This window comes from Mycobacterium decipiens (genome assembly GCF_963853665.1).
Taxonomy (GTDB): domain Bacteria; phylum Actinomycetota; class Actinomycetes; order Mycobacteriales; family Mycobacteriaceae; genus Mycobacterium; species Mycobacterium decipiens.
In genome coordinates this window covers 2,472,955-2,489,815 of sequence record NZ_OY970459.1, presented here as the reverse complement: position 1 = coordinate 2,489,815, position 16,861 = coordinate 2,472,955, and the positions used below count along the sequence as shown (strand labels likewise).

The window sequence follows — 16,861 nt, the reverse complement described above, 5'->3', positions numbered from 1 at the left end:
AGCTCCGCTCCTACCTGAATGAGGACGCCCGTATGCCGAACGATGTCCCCGTTGCCGACCCGGCAGAGACCCAACCACATCTGCGTCGCGACCTTGCCAACCGTCATATTCAGTTGATCGCGATCGGAGGCGCGATCGGCACCGGCCTCTTCATGGGATCCGGGCGAACGATCTCCCTCGCCGGTCCGGCGGTGCTGCTGGTGTACGGGATCATTGGCTTCTTCGTGTTCTTCGTGTTGCGCGCGATGGGCGAGCTGCTGCTGTCGAACCTGAACTACAAGTCGTTCGTCGACTTCACCGCCGACCTGTTGGGCCCTGCGGCGGGCTTTTTCGTGGGGTGGTCGTACTGGTTCGCCTGGGTCGTCACCGGCATCGCAGACCTCGTCGCGATCACCGGCTACTCAAAGTTCTGGTGGCCCGACCTGCCCACCTGGCTCCCGGCCGTGGTCACGATTGGCTTGATCATTCTGGTCAATTTGTCCAGCGTCCGCCATTTCGGGGAGCTGGAGTTCTGGTTCGCCTTGATCAAGGTCGTCGCCATCATCTGTCTGATCGCCATCGGTGCGATCCTGGTGGCGACCAACTTCGTCTCCCCGCATGGTGCGCACGCAACGATCGAGAACCTGTGGAACGACGGCGGGTTCTTCCCAACGGGCTTCCTGGGTGTGGTCAGTGGCTTCCAGATCGCGTTTTTCGCCTACATCGGTGTGGAACTCATCGGCACCGCGGCGGCCGAAACGGAGAACCCGCGCCGCACCCTTCCCCGCGCGATCAATGCGGTTCCGCTGCGGGTGGCGGTCTTCTACATCGGTGCGCTGCTGGCAATCCTGGCCGTGGTGCCGTGGCGGCAGTTCGCCGGCGGTCAGTCCCCGTTTGTGGCGATGTTCTCGCTGGCCGGACTTGTCGCCGCGGCCTCGATCGTCAACTTCGTCGTGATCACCGCGGCGTCCTCGTCAGCGAACTCGGGATTCTTCTCTACCGGGCGAATGCTTTTCGGCCTCGCCGACGAAGGCCACGCCCCGGCGGCCTTCCGCCGACTCAACCGCGGCGGCGTGCCCGCATCCGCCCTGCTGCTGACGGCTCCGCTGCTGCTGACCTCCATCCCGGTGCTGTATGCCGGCCGGTCGGTGATTGGCGCGTTCACGCTCGTCACGGCGGTCGCGTCGTTGCTGTTCATGTTTGTGTGGGCGATGATCATCGTCAGCTATCTGGTCTACCGGCGCCGACACCCGCAGCGCCACACCGCCTCGGTCTACAAGATGCCCGGGGGCGTGGCGATGTGCTGGGCCATCCTTGCGTTCTTCGTGTTCGTGGTCTGGACGCTGACCACCGAACCCGAAACCACGCTCGCGTTGGCATGGTTCCCGCTATGGTTCGTGGTCCTCACCCTGGGTTGGCTCATCGCCCAGCGCCGGCCCGTCAAAGCCTACCTGGCTCTTTGCCGCACATGGGCATCCAGAATGAGGTCACGCACGGCGGTAGCCGACACCCGCGCCGGCGCATCGGAGAGCAGCTCCGGTACCGACGTGATTACCACCGGCGTGTCGTCGTCTGAATCCGGCAGCCTCCCGTGCGTGCCGCCCACGTGCGTACCGGTGAGCCCAACGACACCCATCGTGTAGCGCAGCCCGACCAGCTTTTTTACCAGGGCCGCAGTAGCTCTGACTTTCACTGCCCGGTCGTCTGGGTTCATCAGCAACTCGGCCGGGTCATAGCCGGGCTTGCGATGAATATCCACGCACGGCGCAAACTCTGGAGCGCGGTTGTCGTCGAGCCAGTAGTAGTAGGTGAACCAGGCGCCCGGTTCGGCGATCGCCACCAACTCCCCTGATCGAGGGTGATCGATGGCCAAGGTCCGCTGCCCTTCTCGATCCAGCACCTCGTCGACACCGTCGGATTCTTGGACCAGTGCCGCTACCCGCGCAATATCCGAATGCTCCCGCACATAGATGTGGGCAACTTGATGGTCGGCGACGGCGAAGGCCCGGGATGTCCACGGGTCCAGGTATTCTCGGCCCTGCTGGGCGTAGACGTTGAGGTAGCCCTCCCGTCTAAGTAGCCGGTTGATATCCACCGGATTGTTGGCCGGCGCTATCCCGTACTCGGATACGACAATGGTCGTCATGCCGCGCTCAGCGGCGAACCCCAGCAAGGGAGCCAGCGCCGCGTCGACATCCGCGGCGGCAGCTGCCGCCTGCTCGGAATGCGGACCATAACGCTGAAAGTCGTAGTCGAGGTGTGGGATGTAGGCGGTGAGCAGCGTGGGTGAATAGCGTCGCAGTATCTCCACCGACGCATCCACCAGCCAGCGCGACGACGCGATGTTGGCCGTTGGCCCCCAGTACTGGAACAGGGGAAAGGTGCCCAGCTTCTCGGTTAGGATGTCGTGCAGATCGGACGGGACGACATAGCAGTCAGGTGATTTCCGCCCATCTTGGTGATATACCGGTCGCGGCGTGACGATCACGTCGTGGCCAGCGTTCATCGCGTACCACCACCCGACGTTCGCCGAGCTGTAGTCATCAAACCGGCCGGCTGCCGTCTCCCACACCTTCTCCCCGACCACCAGCTTGTTGCTTTGGCGCCACAGCAGTACTTCCCCGAGCTCGCGGAAATACCATCCATTACCGACGATTCCATGCTGGTTGGGCATTAGGCCGGTGACCATCGATGACTGCACCGAACATGTGACCGCCGGAAAAACGGTTGCCAGCTGCGTCATGGCCCCCTGGCTGGCGAGCGCGGAAAGATTCGGCATCTGCCGCAGCAGCGGCGCGGTCAATCCGACGACGTTGATCAGCAGAACACGTTGGGTCATGCCGGATCCCACTCACTTATCAGTTCGTCCAGCCAGCGAATCTCCGCCGCAATATCTTCGGCCAGGCTGCCACTACGCAGCGACGGCGGAAGGACATCCCACGTGTAAGTTTCGATTTCGATGTCGATCGGCCCCGGCAGCGACCCGTCGCGCAGCATGTCCATGACATCAACAAGTACCTGCGACGTGTTGCTCAGCGGTGCGGGCGGACTGAGGTGCAACGGCACATGGTAGTGCACTCGTGCACTACCCGACCTGGGTGTTGATGGGTCTTCGAGGGAGAAATCGTCTCGAAACCACGGGTGACCGTCCGCGTCGATACCGTTGACCTGATGCAAATACGGGGAGTTACCGAACTCGGCGAAGGCCTCGTCCAACCCTTTGGCGGCCAAGTCGGAGATCTGAATAGCGTTGGAGGCCTGTATCTTTACCACCTCTACTCCCACTTCGGCCAGGCCGGCCAAGACGTCGACGGGGTCTTCGTGCATCACGGCCAAATGGCAGGTATCCAGGCACAGACCCACATATCGCGGGTCCACGTCATCGCCCTCGACTGCCCGCGCAAACCAATCGAGCGCATCGCCACAAGATCCGATGACACAGCCGGGTTCGGGTTCGACGGCCAGTCTGATTCGATGCCCAGACCCGTTCTCAATGCGGCGTAGCTCATCGCTCAGCGTGGACAGACTGTGCCGGGCCTTGGCATCTGCGTCGTCGTCCCATGGATCGCTCCAACCCAGCGGCAGCGTCGAGATGGTGCCGTGCTCCGTGTCAGTCAGCAGGTCATTTAGTACCTCGGCGCAGTTTCTGGTGTATTCCAACCGCTTAGGTGTCGTCCAATCCGGTTGGTAGACTGCGTGCTTCACCGAACCGCCGTGGAAAACTCCGTAGGGGAAGGCATTCATGGTCACCACAGCTAGCCCGTTGTCCGCCAGGATGGCAGCCAGGCGACGACGCGCACGACGATCGTCTGCCAGCCGAGTCATGGTGCGGGCCGGCAACCACAACCCGACGCCGAGTTGGTCGAGCCCGGCCCGGTCCCGGGCCACAGCGAACACCGATAGCAATTGCTGCTCCAGCAGCAGCAAGGTGTCGGCGGCAACGACGTTGCTGCAGTAGGACAACATCACCGCTTTTCCCCGCGGTGGATCGTGTTGCCGGCGAATGCGCCCGTGGCGTCGTGCTCGTCGCTTATGAGTCGGAGTTGCCCGCTCTGGCCGTAAAACTCGACTGGATTGCGCCACATCACCCGGTCGACGTCGTCTTCGGTGAAGGAAGCCGCCAGCATCGCCTGCGCCGTCTTGGCCGTCTTGAGCGGATCTGACCGGCCCCAATCGGCGGCCGAGTTGACGATGATTCGTTCGAGGCCGTACCGCTGCATCAGGGCGACCATCCGTCCCTCGTCCATCTTGGTGTCTGGATAGATCGAAAAGCCCATCCAGCACCCGCTATCCCGTGCCGGCTCTATTGTCACCTCGTTCAGATGGTCCAGTAGCACCATCCCCGGGTCAATTCCAACCCGCTTCACCACCTCAATGCTGGCCAGAGTCCCGCCGAGCTTGTCCCGGTGGGGCGTGTGTACCAGGGCGGGCATGGCGCGCTCGGCCGCCATTTCCAATTGTGTTTCGAACACTGCGGTTTCGTCGGCCGTCATCGAGTCGTAGCCGATCTCGCCGACGGCCACCACGCCGGTTTTCGACAGGTAGCGGGGTATCTGCTCAAGCACGGGCCGGCAGCGGCTGTCGTTGGCTTCCTTCGGATTCAATGCGATCGTGCAGTTGTGAGCAATGCCGAACTGCGAAGCACGGTATCGCTCCCACCCGATCAAGCCGTCAAAATAGTCGATGAACGACGCTGCATCCGTCCGGGGTTGTCCCAACCAGAAGGCCGGTTCGACTACCGCGCGCACACCCGCCGCGTACATCCGCTCGTAGTCATCGGTGGTACGAGATGTCATGTGAATGTGCGGGTCGAATATCTTCATTCCGCGGCCCCCGTCCTGGCGGTCAGCTGTTGCAGCATCTCCACGTCGGCCGACACCGAGCGACCCGCTGCACAACGTTCAGTAACGTAATCGGCTGCCATGCGCCCTAATTCGTCATCAGCCCGGGTGTGTAACCCGTGCACGCCGCTCAACGGCACGTCCATGAATACGAGCTTCATCACGCCATGGCGCCATGCGTGCTGAGTCAAGAAGCGTGCGCCAAACCCGCCGAGCGCAGCCGCGACCAGCCGCGGATCGTTGCACCGCAACGCATCCTGGGCCAGCTCCATTCCTGTCGCGCACGCAGCGGGGCCGAGTTGGCCGCGCAGCACCGTCATCTCCAATCCGCTTAGCACGGCCAAGCGTTCGTCGGTGTCGCCCCATCGGTAGAGCTTTTCGATGAGCGCGGCCGCCGTTTCATCGCTGGTACCCGAAACCAAGGTGGCCAGCAACTGCACTCGCGCCACCAGAATCGCGCCGCCGGGCGCTTGTGCTCCTACCATCCCGCGCACCGCACCGGGAAAGATCTCAACGACTTTGTCGGGAGATCGCCCGATCTCCGCGGCGGCCGAACCGATCCATGACCTGGCGCCAGGAGACAGCCTAGCCAGGCTTATCGCCCACATGCTGCGGCGCAACACATTCGGTGCATCGTGCGAGTGACGCGGCAGCTCGACAGAGGCGATGCCACCAAACCCGCTGGCCGACAAAGCATCCATCACCGCACCGAGATCGACATCACCATCGCCAAACTCAAGGTGTTCGTGTTTGAGCGGCGTCATGTCATCCAGATGCACGTTGACCAGCTTGTCGCCCAGCTCGCCGATCGCAGCCTGCGCGCCGATCGGCTCGGTCATCACACAATGACCAACGTCGAGCGTAATGCCAAGCCGCGGAGGGTCACCCAATGCTCGACACACCTCGCGCACCTGTTGCACGGTCTCGACGAACATGCCTGGCTCGGGCTCGAATCCGAGCGTGACCGCCTTGCGGTCCGCGTAGTCAACCACCCGCGCGAGCCTGCTCAGCATAAGGTCGCGGGTGGTGTTGGCGTCGCTGTGGCTGACCGCGTAGCCCGACCACAACGAGACGCAGGTGGCCCCGAGGTCCGCTGCGATATCGATGGCCCGCCGCATGAATTCGACCCGGGGTTCCCCGGCGATGTCTACCAGTGAAGGTTTGTGCTTGTTGCGCGGGTCCAGCAGGTAGCGTGCTCCGGTTTCGATGGCCACCCGCAAGCCATAGGTATCCAGCAACGCACGCAGAGCAGCTAGCTGCGCGCCAAGATCGGAGTCAAAGGGTCGCACGTGCGGATAACCGACGGTCAGCGCGACGGCGGTATACCCCTCGTCGGCGATCAGGGCCAGTGCATCACCCAGTGGATGGTCGGCCAAGCTATTGGTGTTGTAGCCCACATCCATCACGTCACCTCGGTGGGTCTAGGCGCGGAGACTTTCAGCCGCAATCCGATTGCGAGCCCGCACAACGCAAGTGTTGTGCTGAACTTCGGCGATCGCGCCGCCAACATCGCCTGCACGGCGATCATCGATGCGATACCGGTTCGCACCGCGGCGCGGATCGCGTCCGCGGTGGGTTGCTGCCACGCCTTCCACAGACTGGGGCCAAACGACCACAGGTACACGGCCCCCGCCGGCAGGCCGCGATACCACGCTGAGCCTGCCGTGCCGACCAACGCCGAGGTGGCCACTGCCCCAGCCATACTCGCGACGGTCGCCGGCAGACTGCGCCGCGCACCCGTGACTTCGCTGCGGGACAATACGGTGATGGCCGTGGTGTGCAGGCCGATCACCGACGCCGGAACCAGCGCGCGGCGATAGTTGGGGCTGGCCCCGAGCATCACGTCGTAAAACCGGCAACCCGACATGACCAACGGCCCTGCGGCGGTGTCCTTGGCAACGAGGTCGTAGGCCGCCACGCACAGCGTGATCCGGCCAGCGGCCGCCAACCCGTGACGCCCCCCGGCCACCGTCGCCGTCACCACACCTGCCCCCGCCAACAGCGCCGCTAGCGACAACGCCGCGCGGGGTGAGACGCGACCGGACGGGATTGGCCGCTCTGGGCGTTCCAGCGCATCGCGATCGCGGTCGGCGTAGTCGTTGAGCACCATGCCGCCCCAATACAGCAGGGCGGAGGCCAGCGGCAGCGCCAGACGTGGCCCCGCCAGCGGCCGCCCCGACCAGATGGCGCCCACGGCAGTGTCACCGAGAACGGTGAGCGCAGCCGGCGCCCGCATCAGGTCTAGATAGGCCTTGACCTTCACCGGCCGGCCGAAGACGACGACGAAAAGGACTGAGCCCACCGCAACAGTTCTTCGTATTGGGCAGCAAGTGAATGCGTTTCGGAACCCCACGGCTCCTTAAAGAAGAAGCCCAGCTGCGGCACGACGCCGCGCACACCGCGCGTGCGGGCCATCGTTAGCAGGCGGGCAACGTCGAGAACCAGCGGTGCGGCCAACGCGGAATCCGGCGCGGACCAGATCGTTTGCAGCGTGATCTGGCCGCCCAGAAACCCGGTCGCATGGATGTGATCCCACGCGACCTTGGTTTCGCCGAGGTCGGGCACGTAGTCGATATGCAGCGGGGCGGTGACGGTGTCACCGAGCAGCCGTTGGATGCCGCGCTTCTTGCTGGCGAGTTTGGACTGAACGGCGACCGGGTCGGCCAGCGTGGCGCCATCGCCGCCGCCCAGCAGGTTGGACCCGGCCCACGATTGAACGGTGATCGCGCGCGTGGCGAACATCGGCGCCAACACGGTTCTCAGCAACGTCTGGCCCGTCTTGGCATCCTGGCCGGCATAGGGGATTCCGGCTTGGTCGGCCAAGATCCGCAGCGCGGGCACACCCAGGGTGGGTGACGGGGTGAAGCAGGAGTAAGCGGCGCCAGCGCGAATGGCCGCAAGCGCGGTCAGCCCGCTCGCAGGCAGGACAATGCGGTTCTTCCTCCCCAAGGCCGCGATCAGCCGATCAGGATCGTGATATTCGGGCGAGTCCGCCACCGGTGGCTGGGTGGACGCCACGTCGATCACAACCAGCACATCGAGCGCGTTCCGCGATACGAACGAAGCCATTACATCGGTGAGCCGGTCGACCAACTCAGCTTGGGTGGCGGCCCCTGCGGTGGACGGATCGGCCGTGGCCATGCACGTCGGACCGACGACCTCGTCTTCGGTGGCCAGCAGTCGATCCGACACGGCGTCGACCACCCGGGGCGGCAATAGTCCCGCCTCGACCAGCGTTTCCGCACGCTTGACCAAAGCGGTGGTGACCACATCGCGACCGCCCACCACGAAATCAGCAAACTGCGGCAGCGGCACGCCAGCAAAGTCTTCGCTCGCCGTGACGCATCCGGTATCCGGTATCAGATCCGCGCTGAGTGCATACAGACCCACAATTGAAGTGGTCGCCACCGACCCACGCGCACCGGTAAGCCAGAGTCCACAACGCTTGGCCTCCCGAATATCCTGGTGCGGCGACCCGCTAGGCCGAGCGACGGTGCAGTCGGGTTCCATTCGTTGACCCCCCAGCTGTGGAAGTCCTGATGATTAAGCGTGTCGGACTAGCTTTTCTCGGAAAATAATGCTAGCACCGGTCGGCGGGTCCGTGTGGCTAACGAAATCTTTATGGCGAAGCTAAGTAGCGATACCGACTACCTACACCCGCACAACACCGTCGACTCTGGCGGCGCCACAAGCGAACTCGTAGAGACTATACCCCGACCGAGTAACGGTATTAGCAACCACGGATATACCAGCTAGGGTGGGCTTTGATGAGCTTCAGAGCGCGCATTGCCCCGTTGCGGTGGTCGGTTTGGCGGTTGGCGCCAGGAATCCGCCATCTCACCACGACGGGCCAGATCGGTGACGGACGCGAAGCGGCGGCCGTCGACTACGTCCTTCAGCGCGCCACGGCCGGCGACATTGACGACGTGTTGGCCACCATCGATAAGTTCGCCTACGAAAAGTCGATGCTGATCAACGTCGGCGACGAGAAGGGTCTACTGCTCGACGCGGCGGTGCGTCGAGCCGACCCGGCATTGGCGCTGGAGCTGGGCACCTACTGCGGCTACGGCGCACTGCGGATCGCCCGGGCCGCCCCGACCGCCAAGGTGTACTCCGTCGAGCTGGCCGAAGCCAACGCCGTCAACGCTCGCCGGATCTGGGCACATGCCGGCGTTACTGACCGGGTGACGTGTGTGGTCGGCACCATCGGTGATGGTGGGCGCACCCTGGACGCGCTGGCCACCGAACACGGATTCGCAGCTAGCGCTCTCGATTTCGTGTTCTTGGATCATGACAAGAAGGTTTACTTGGCCGACCTGCAGAGCATCCTGGACCGCGGCTGGTTGCATCCGGGTTCGGTAGTGGTTGCCGACAATGTCAAGGTGCCAGGCGCGCCGAAGTACCGCGCGTACATGCGCCGGCAACAAGGCATTTCATGGAACACCATCGAGCACAAGGCGCACCTCGAATACCAGACCCTGGTGCCGGACCTGGTGTTGGAGTCCGAATACCTGGGTTGACGCGGTAGTTCGGCGCTTAACGTGCCCGCGGGTGTGCTCCGGCCCACACTTCGCGCAGTGCGTGGACGGTGACGAGGGTATAGATCTGCGTCGTGGTCACCGAGGCGTGGCCCAGCAACTCCTGCACGACGCGGACGTCCGCGCCGCCCTCAAGCAGGTGGGTGGCGAAAGAGTGCCGCAGCATATGCGGCGAAACACCGGCGGTGATGCCGGCCCGCTCGGCCGCGTCCTGCAGCACCTGCCATGCGCTTTGTCGCGACAGCCGGCCACCGCGCGCATTGAGAAAGATGGCCGGCGTTCCGCGACCCCGACGTGCTAGGTCCGGACGGCCCCGCACCAGATAAGCGTCCAGCGCTTGCACGGCCGGACGTCCCACCGGCACCAGCCGCTGCTTACCGCCCTTGCCGCGCAACAGCACCGACCTGGCATGCGTGTCGATGTCGTCGACGTCCAGGCCGACGGCTTCGGAAATCCGCGCCCCAGTGGAATACAGCAGCTCCAGCATCGCCCGGTTGCGCAGCGTCAGCGGGCCATCGGCCGGGTTGTCGCCGCCGGCACCCTCCAGCAGGGATAGCACCTCGTCGATCGTCAGGCTTTTCGGCAGTCGCCGGCCCGGTGCCGGTGGCCGCACGGCGCGCGCCACGTCGAGTTCGGCCAGCCCTTCGGCGGCGGCAAACCGATGCAGCCCGCGCACCGCGATCAGCGCCCTCGCCGCCGACACCGCAGACAACGCCGCCGCGCCGGAATCGGGATCCCCACGGCGCAGTGCCACCAGGAACTCGCTTACGTCGTCCTCGCCGACTCTGGCCAGATCTGTGATTCCCCGGTCTTGGAGGTGCTTGGCATAGCGGCGCAGATCGCGCCGGTAGGAACTCAATGTGTTGGCCGCGACACCTCGCTCGATCGTCAGATGGTCGAGGTAGCCCTGTAGCTGTGTCTGAAGTGCCAGCAACGTTATCGCGCGGCTTTCCGCGCGGCGAACGCCGTCGGCCGGTCGATCCACACCGTGTCGAGTGGGCGCGGCCGCGCGAACCCGGTAGTCACTGCGTGGGCGGCCAAGATCCCTGCAATAGCAATGGAATTGACGATTTCGCCGCGCAGCGCCCGGCGAGCCGCCTCGGCGATGGGATACCACCCGATCGTCATGTCGGCTTCTTCATGATGCGCTTCGGGCCGGTCCACCTCGGCTAGCCCGGTGGCCAGATAGACGCGCACCGATTCGTCGCTGAAGCCCGGCGCGGAATCGAGATCGACCAGCACCTGCCAGGTGCTGGCCCGCAGGCCAACCTCCTCTTTGAGCTCACGGACGGCCGTGAGGTGCGGGGGCTCCCCTGCAGCGTCCAGCAACCCGGCGGGCAGCTCCCAGAGCCGACGACCAAAGGCGTGCCGGTACTGGTAGACCATCGGGATGTTGTTGTCCTCGTCCATCGCCACAATGGCAACCGCCCCATAGTGCTCGACGACCTCACGCACCGCGATGGTGTCGCCCGGCATCCGCACCTGGTCCCGGCGTAGCGCGAAAATGTTTCCGCGGTACAAGGTTTCCGACGATGTCGTCTCGAAATCGTGCTCAGCCACGAGACGCGGGTTCAGGTAGCGACTGGCCCACGCCATCTCGATGAGGGCTGCCGTTGGAGGCGTGCTCGGGGATCTCGACGGGTAGCAGCTCTCCGGCCTGGTAGTCGATGGCTGCCCCGACGAACGCAACGAACAGCGGATGCGGCCGGGTGGGTCGGCTCTTCAACTCGGGGTGGGCCTGAGTGCCGACAACGAACGGATGCTGGTCGGGCGAGTATTCCACGAACTCCACCAGATGCCCGTCGGGTGAGGTCCCGGAGATCCGCAGCCCACTTTGGGCGATCCGATCCCGGTAGGCATTGTTCACCTCGTAGCGGTGCCGGTGACGCTCAGACACTTGCGTCGTTTGATATGCCCGGGCGACAACCGAATCCGGCTCCAGGACGGCGGGATAGGATCCGAGGCGCATGGTGCCCCCCAGATCCGCCTCGCCGGCCACGATGTCTTCTTGGTCGGGCATCGTGGAGATAACCGGATCTGGTGTGTCGGGATCAAACTCGGCCGAGTTGGCATTGGTGAGACCGACCGAGCGCGCGGCCTCGATCACGATGCACTGCAGGCCCAGGCACAGTCCTAACACCGGCAACCCGCGCGCTCGCGCGTACGCAATGGCACCGATCTTGCCCTCGATGCCGCGGATGCCGAACCCGCCGGGAATGAGCACCCCATGAACGTCGCCCAGCGCCGCGGCAGCGCCGCCGGCCGTCTCACAATCGTCGGATGCCACCCAACAGATCTCGACCTTGGCCCGGTGCTTGAATCCGCCGGCACGCAACGCCTCGGCGACCGAGAGGTAGGCGTCCGATAGTTCAACGTACTTACCCACCAACGCAATTCGCACCGTCTCATGCGGTTCGTGAACCCGGCGCAGCAGATCGTCCCATTCGGTCCAGTCGACGTCGCGGAACGGCAGGTTGAGGCGTCGCACCACGAACGCGTCGAGCTCCTCACGGTGCAGTACCTTGGGTATGTCATAGATCGAGGGGGCATCCGGGGTGGAAATGACGCCGTCGATATCGACGTCACACATCAACGCGATCTTGTTCTTCAGCGCTTCGGGAACATCGCGGTCGCAGCGCAGGATCAGCGCGTCCGGGGTAATCCCGATGCTGCGTAGCGCGGCCACCGAGTGCTGGGTTGGCTTGGTTTTGAGCTCGCCCGACGGCGCCAGATAGGGCACCAGCGACACGTGCAGGAAGAAGACGTCCTCCCGGCCGAGATAGTGCCGGACTTGCCGCGCTGCCTCCAGAAAGGGCTGTGACTCGATGTCACCGACGGTGCCACCGATCTCGGTTATGACCACGTCCGGACGGTTGCCGTCGACGTCCGGTTCGGCCATCGCCAGGATGCGCCGTTTGATCTCGTCGGTGATATGCGGGATCACCTGTACGGTGTCGCCGAGGTATTCGCCGCGACGCTCTTTGGCAATGACCGTCGAATACACTTGACCGGTAGTGACATTCGCTGAGCCAGACAAGTCGCGATCCAGGAACCGCTCGTAGTGGCCGACGTCAAGGTCGGTTTCGGCACCGTCCTCGGTCACGAAGACCTCGCCGTGCTGGAACGGGTTCATGGTGCCCGGGTCGACATTGAGGTACGGGTCGAGCTTCTGCATCGTGACGTACAGTCCGCGAGCCGTCAACAACTGGCCGAGGCTACTGGCGGTCAGTCCCTTGCCAAGCGACGAAGCGACGCCGCCGCTGACGAAGAGGTGCTTGGTAGCGGACTGCGGGTGCTTTCGCACTGAGCGACCTCCGTGAAGACGGGCAGGGCTGCCTTTACTAGACGCTGCCAGGTGTTCTCTGGCCTTGCTGGGCCTGCCGACCCACGGAAACCCACCCTAACATCCACGCCGCCGCGCGGCGGGGAACACGCCCTAACGGGGCCTACTGGGGAACCGTGACCGATGTCGCCCCGTGGCCGGTACCGTAGTGCCCCACGTGGCCACCGGAGATCAGCTCGTGCAGGGCCAGGACGACGGTGATTCGCCCGGGCTCGGCGTCGACGTCGTCCACGGTGCTGGTCGCGGCCGCCATGCCGGCGTCGGCGCGGGTCACGGCGACGGCGGAGGTTCCGGTCGCCGAACCGTCCCGGCCGGCGAGCAGCGCGCCGGACCCGCGCGGCGCCAGCGCGGCGGCGAACCGCGCAACGCTGACGCCCTGATTACCGGCGTCTGTGGGGAGCGCTCCGCCGGTGACGACCACCGCGGCGTTTGCCGCCCCGATGTGATCGCTGGGTTGATAGGTGATGAAGCCGGTTTCGCGCAATGCCGCCAGCACGGTGTCGCGCTGGACGTCTTGGACACCGGGGACGGCCGGGTCAGCCGGGTTGGCGTTGATCAGCAAGGCGATCCCGAGCAGGTCGCCGGCTTGGGAACCTTGGTCGACGAGTTTGGTGCTCAACTGCGTACCGGCCGGCAGGATGGATGAGTTGACCACTGAACGCAGTTTCTCCGCGGAGTTGGCTTCGACGAACTCCCGGGTCAACGACACCGTTGCGGTGACCGAGCCGCCGGCCTGTCCCACGATCTTCGACACCGCGGCGACATCGTCGTCTTGGGCGTCCGGGGTGCGGAAGATAACCACCGACTTGCCACCCAGCGCGTCGTGGACTATCCGGCCGACCACTTGGATATCGAAATCACCTGCCGCGTTAAGCTTTTCGGTTAGCTCGTTTCTCTGATCGGTGAGTCCGTCAATCTGCGTGTAGAGGTCCTGCTTCTCACTGCGCAAGCTGGACAGCAGGGTATCCGAGAAAAACCCGGACCCCAGCACAACACCCATGGCCAGTGCTAGGAACACCGCGGCCAGTGAGATCGCATGTTGACGTAACGAGATCATGAACACACCGTCCTCGAAAGCTACGTGACCAAGTGCTGCACCCAAAGTGAGAAACGGTTCCAGTAGTCGATGATCCAATGCAGTACCACGCCGTCGGTGCGAGACACCCACAGCGCCACGATGATGGCGATCAGCATGGTCAGCGCCAACAGCGCGATGGCACCACCGGAGATGTGGTTGCGGTACAGGGTGGCGACCGCCTTGGCGTCCACCAGCTTCTCCCCTACCCGGAGTCTGGTGAGGAAGGTCGAAGGGTTGCTCTGCACGCGGGTCCGGTCGAAGAACGTTTCGATGTTGGCGGTGTGGCCGGCCGTGACCAGTAGCGCTGCGCCGTGATGATCGGCCAGCAGCATGGCCAGGTCCGTCGCCGAGCCCGCGGCCGGGAACGTCATAGCACCAACACCGAGATCCTGGATTCGTTCCAAGCCCGGCGCGTGACCGTCGGCGTCGGCGGGCAACACCACCTGAGCACCGCACTTGAGCACCTCGGTGCTGATCTGGTCGGGGTCGCCGACGATGAGTTGCGGGCGATAGCCCGCCTTCCGCAACACGTCCGCACCGGTACCGACGCCAATCAGTACCGGTTGGTACTCCTTGATAAACGGCTTGAGGGACCTCAGATCATCGGTTGCGCTGAGCTCCTCGGCGACAATAACCACGTGCCGGCGCCGTAGATCGACGTCGATATCGGGGATACCGATTCCGTCGATCAAGAGTGGGCTTTCACTCCGGATGAACTCAATTGTGTTGCCGGCGAACGCCTCCAGGTGAGCCGCCAACCCGCTCTTAGCCTCCCGCATCAGGTCGGCGATGTCGTGATCGGTGCGCTCGGTACCGCGGATCAGCCGGCGGTCGCCGGAGTACACCCCACCTTCGAACAGGCGAATCTTGGCGCCGTCTTTGATCTTCTTGAAGATCTCCGGTCCGGTCTCGTCGATCAGGGTGACACCATTGGTGACCAACACCTCCGGTCCGAGGTTCGGGTAGCGGCCCGAGACAGACGGTGATGCGTTGACCACGGCGGCGATCTCGGCGTCCACCAGTGCGTCGGCGGTGATGCGGTCCAGATCCAGGACGTCGAGGACCACAATGTCTCCAGGGCAGACCCTGCGCAGCAACCGGTCAATATTCCGGTCGACCCGCGCGGTGCCGATCAGGCCCGGCCGGGAGGTGTTACGGGACAGAAGCGCTGACATCCTCATGGGGGGATTCTGTCGGTGAAGCCGGGCAGGTGCGTGGAGGCGCGCCGTAACTTCAGCCCCAGAAGTTAAACCGCGTCACTTTAGTCACAGTAATATTGAGGCCCGGTGTCGGCGCCACTCAGTTGAGCTCGTCACTTTGCGCCGTCTCGAGTAACTCTCGGGCGTGGGCTCGGCCACTGTCCGACTCACCGAGCCCGGCCAGCATCCGTGCCAGCTCGGCCACCCGATCGTCACTGGTGAGGCGCCGAACGCCGCTGGCACCATCGCCTCCGGTGCTGTGCACCGTCAAGTGCACATCGGCATACGCGGCGACCTGGGGCAGATGGGTGACCACGATGACCTGGTGGGTGCGGGCCAGCCGCGCCAGCCGCCGCCCGATCTGGACCGCCGCCCAGCCGCCCACTCCAGCGTCGATCTCGTCGAACACCATCGTGGTGCCGGCCGTCCGCTTTCGCGAAGTCGCCAACACTACTTCCAGGGCCAGCATCACCCGGGACAGCTCGCCGCCGGATGCGCTCTTGGCCAGCGGTAGCACCGTCATGCCCCGGTGTGCGGCGAAACCGAACTCGACCTGATCGACGCCATCGGCGCCGGCCCGGGCCAACTCGCTCGCGGGCCCCACCCGGACCTGCAGTGCGTGGTGATCATCCGGGTCGGCCGGCTCCGTGGTCACGTCAATGGTGAATTCGGCATCGGCCATCGCCAGGGCGGACAGCTCCGCAGTGACCTCCTTGGCCAGCCGCTTGGCCGCCTTACGGCGGATTGCGCTGAGATCCACTGCGGATTGGCCCAATTCGCGGCCGAGCTCATCGACACGCCGTTCCAGCGCCGCCAACCCTTCCTCGGAGACGTCGAGTTGGGCCAGCCTTGCCCGCGACTCATCCGCCCACCGCAGCACCCCGTCGATGTCGGCGGCGTACTTGCGGGTCAACGTTTTCAGCTGGGCTTGGCGCGCCAGCTTGGCGTCCAGCGCGCTGGCATCTGCCGGCAGCTCATCCAGGTAATCGCCGAGCTCGCCGACCGCATCGACGACGACCGTCAGCGCCTCCGCGACCTGTCCGGCCAACCCGCGCAACGCGGCATCGTCGGTCGATTCCAGCGCGGACCTGGCCCGCCCGAGGCTATCGACGGCGCTGGTCCCGAATGCGTCCAAGTCGTCTGGCCCGGACAGGTTGGCACGCGCAATACTCGCCGCCTCGCGCAGCGTGTCCAGTTCGGAGAGCCGGACGATGGCGGCGACCAGCGCATCGTCCTCCCCCGGTTGCGGGTTGACGGTGTCGATCTCGTCGAGCGCGAATTTCAGCCGATCGGCCTCCTGCGCCAGCTCCCGGGCACGATTGCGGCGGTCAACGAGGTCACGCCGGGCCGCTAGCCAGGCGTCGCGCAGCTTGCGATAGCGCTCGGCGGCGGGGCCGGCGGCCGCAAAGCGGTCCAGGGCGCCGCGTTGTTCGTCGGGACGCATCAGCCGCAGCTGGTCGTTCTGCCCGTGCAGAGTAAGCAGCTCGTTGGTGAAACCGCTCAACGACTTCGCGGGTACACCCCGGCCGCCGAGGTACGCCCGCGACGGTCCGACGCGACTGACCGAGCGCAATGCGATCACGCTGCCGTCCTCATCGCGCTCGGCCCCCGACTCGTCGAGAACCGCGTCGAGCTGCCCAACCGTGACGTCATCGAGATCGGTTGTGGAAAATCGCCCTTCGACAACAGCACGGTCGGCACCGGACCGGACGCGGGTCGCGTCGGCCCGGGCACCGCCAAGCAGGTGCAGCCCCGTCACCACCATGGTCTTGCCGGTCCCGGTCTCCCCGGTCAGCACGGTAAAGCCGCGATCGAACTCGGCAGTGGCAACGCTGATGGCGCCCAGCGACTCGATCCGAATTTCAGTCAACACGTTCGGCGCG

13 protein-coding genes and 1 pseudogene are annotated in these 16,861 nt (G+C 64.7%); 2 read left to right on the top strand and 12 right to left on the bottom strand.

All coding sequences use genetic code 11. From position 1 onward, the window contains the following. The first annotated feature begins 32 nt into the window (after window positions 1-32). Window positions 33-1,622: an amino acid permease gene (locus tag AADZ55_RS11085; RefSeq protein WP_341286292.1), complete on the top strand. Its 1,590-nt coding sequence runs from the start codon at window positions 33-35 to the stop codon at window positions 1,620-1,622. Between the two features lie 146 nt (window positions 1,623-1,768). Here the strand turns inward: AADZ55_RS11085 and AADZ55_RS11080 are convergent. The 6 genes and pseudogenes from AADZ55_RS11080 to AADZ55_RS11055 all read right to left on the bottom strand — a co-directional run. Continuing rightward, window positions 1,769-2,758 (bottom strand): annotated as a pseudogene (locus tag AADZ55_RS11080) (alkaline phosphatase family protein); the annotation flags it as partial. 56 nt (window positions 2,759-2,814) lie between these two features. Then, window positions 2,815-3,945, bottom strand: coding sequence for a metabolite traffic protein EboE (gene eboE / locus AADZ55_RS11075; RefSeq protein WP_085327492.1), 1,131 nt, complete (start codon window positions 3,943-3,945; stop codon window positions 2,815-2,817). Continuing rightward, the gene (locus tag AADZ55_RS11070; protein WP_085327491.1) at window positions 3,945-4,802 is read right to left on the bottom strand and encodes a TatD family hydrolase; all 858 of its coding nucleotides are present in this window, start codon (window positions 4,800-4,802) and stop codon (window positions 3,945-3,947) included. The genes eboE and AADZ55_RS11070 overlap by 1 nt, the downstream gene beginning before the upstream one ends. Next, on the bottom strand, window positions 4,799-6,223 hold the full coding sequence (locus AADZ55_RS11065) for an EboA domain-containing protein (protein WP_085327490.1): 1,425 nt from the start codon (window positions 6,221-6,223) through the stop codon (window positions 4,799-4,801). The genes AADZ55_RS11070 and AADZ55_RS11065 overlap by 4 nt, the downstream gene beginning before the upstream one ends. Then, window positions 6,223-7,122, bottom strand: a complete 900-nt coding sequence (locus AADZ55_RS11060; RefSeq protein WP_242670373.1) for an SCO3242 family prenyltransferase — start codon at window positions 7,120-7,122, stop codon at window positions 6,223-6,225. The genes AADZ55_RS11065 and AADZ55_RS11060 overlap by 1 nt, the downstream gene beginning before the upstream one ends. Further along, window positions 7,080-8,228, bottom strand: coding sequence for an inositol-3-phosphate synthase (locus tag AADZ55_RS11055; protein ID WP_242670372.1), 1,149 nt, complete (start codon window positions 8,226-8,228; stop codon window positions 7,080-7,082). Before AADZ55_RS11055 ends, AADZ55_RS11060 begins: the two co-directional genes overlap by 43 nt. Before the next feature lie 359 nt (window positions 8,229-8,587). Here AADZ55_RS11055 and AADZ55_RS11050 point away from each other — a divergent pair, with 359 nt between their 5' ends. Continuing rightward, a complete protein-coding gene (locus AADZ55_RS11050) occupies window positions 8,588-9,340 on the top strand; it encodes an O-methyltransferase (RefSeq protein ID WP_085327487.1) in 753 nt (250 codons plus the stop codon). Window positions 9,341-9,356: 16 nt separating this feature from the next. On the opposite strand, the gene xerD is transcribed toward AADZ55_RS11050, so the two are convergent. From xerD to recN, 6 genes are all read right to left on the bottom strand, one after another. Then, entirely contained in the window at window positions 9,357-10,298 is a 942-nt protein-coding gene (xerD, locus tag AADZ55_RS11045; RefSeq protein ID WP_085327494.1) for a site-specific tyrosine recombinase XerD, read from the bottom strand. Beyond that, window positions 10,295-10,918: an NUDIX domain-containing protein gene (locus tag AADZ55_RS11040; RefSeq protein WP_085327495.1), complete on the bottom strand. Its 624-nt coding sequence runs from the start codon at window positions 10,916-10,918 to the stop codon at window positions 10,295-10,297. The genes xerD and AADZ55_RS11040 overlap by 4 nt, the downstream gene beginning before the upstream one ends. After that, entirely contained in the window at window positions 10,911-12,662 is a 1,752-nt protein-coding gene (locus tag AADZ55_RS11035) for a CTP synthase (RefSeq protein WP_085327486.1), read from the bottom strand. The genes AADZ55_RS11040 and AADZ55_RS11035 overlap by 8 nt, the downstream gene beginning before the upstream one ends. 142 nt (window positions 12,663-12,804) lie before the next feature. Next, window positions 12,805-13,758, bottom strand: coding sequence for a copper transporter (locus AADZ55_RS11030; protein ID WP_085327493.1), 954 nt, complete (start codon window positions 13,756-13,758; stop codon window positions 12,805-12,807). 20 nt (window positions 13,759-13,778) lie between these two features. Then, complete coding sequence (gene steA, locus AADZ55_RS11025; protein ID WP_085327485.1) at window positions 13,779-14,960, bottom strand: putative cytokinetic ring protein SteA; 1,182 nt, start codon at window positions 14,958-14,960, stop codon at window positions 13,779-13,781. A gap of 118 nt (window positions 14,961-15,078) precedes the next feature. Next, on the bottom strand, window positions 15,079-16,851 hold the full coding sequence (gene recN, locus AADZ55_RS11020; RefSeq protein ID WP_085327484.1) for a DNA repair protein RecN: 1,773 nt from the start codon (window positions 16,849-16,851) through the stop codon (window positions 15,079-15,081). Between the last annotated feature and the right edge of the window lie 10 nt (window positions 16,852-16,861).

Coding starts and splice junctions, on each gene's coding strand:
- AADZ55_RS11085 (WP_341286292.1), top strand. CDS start 33: ATGCCGAACGATGTCCCCGTTGCCGACCCGGCAGAGACCCAACCACAT.
- eboE (WP_085327492.1), bottom strand. CDS start 3,945: ATGTTGTCCTACTGCAGCAACGTCGTTGCCGCCGACACCTTGCTGCTG.
- AADZ55_RS11070 (WP_085327491.1), bottom strand. CDS start 4,802: ATGAAGATATTCGACCCGCACATTCACATGACATCTCGTACCACCGAT.
- AADZ55_RS11065 (WP_085327490.1), bottom strand. CDS start 6,223: ATGGATGTGGGCTACAACACCAATAGCTTGGCCGACCATCCACTGGGT.
- AADZ55_RS11050 (WP_085327487.1), top strand. CDS start 8,588: ATGAGCTTCAGAGCGCGCATTGCCCCGTTGCGGTGGTCGGTTTGGCGG.
- AADZ55_RS11030 (WP_085327493.1), bottom strand. CDS start 13,758: ATGATCTCGTTACGTCAACATGCGATCTCACTGGCCGCGGTGTTCCTA.
- steA (WP_085327485.1), bottom strand. CDS start 14,960: ATGAGGATGTCAGCGCTTCTGTCCCGTAACACCTCCCGGCCGGGCCTG.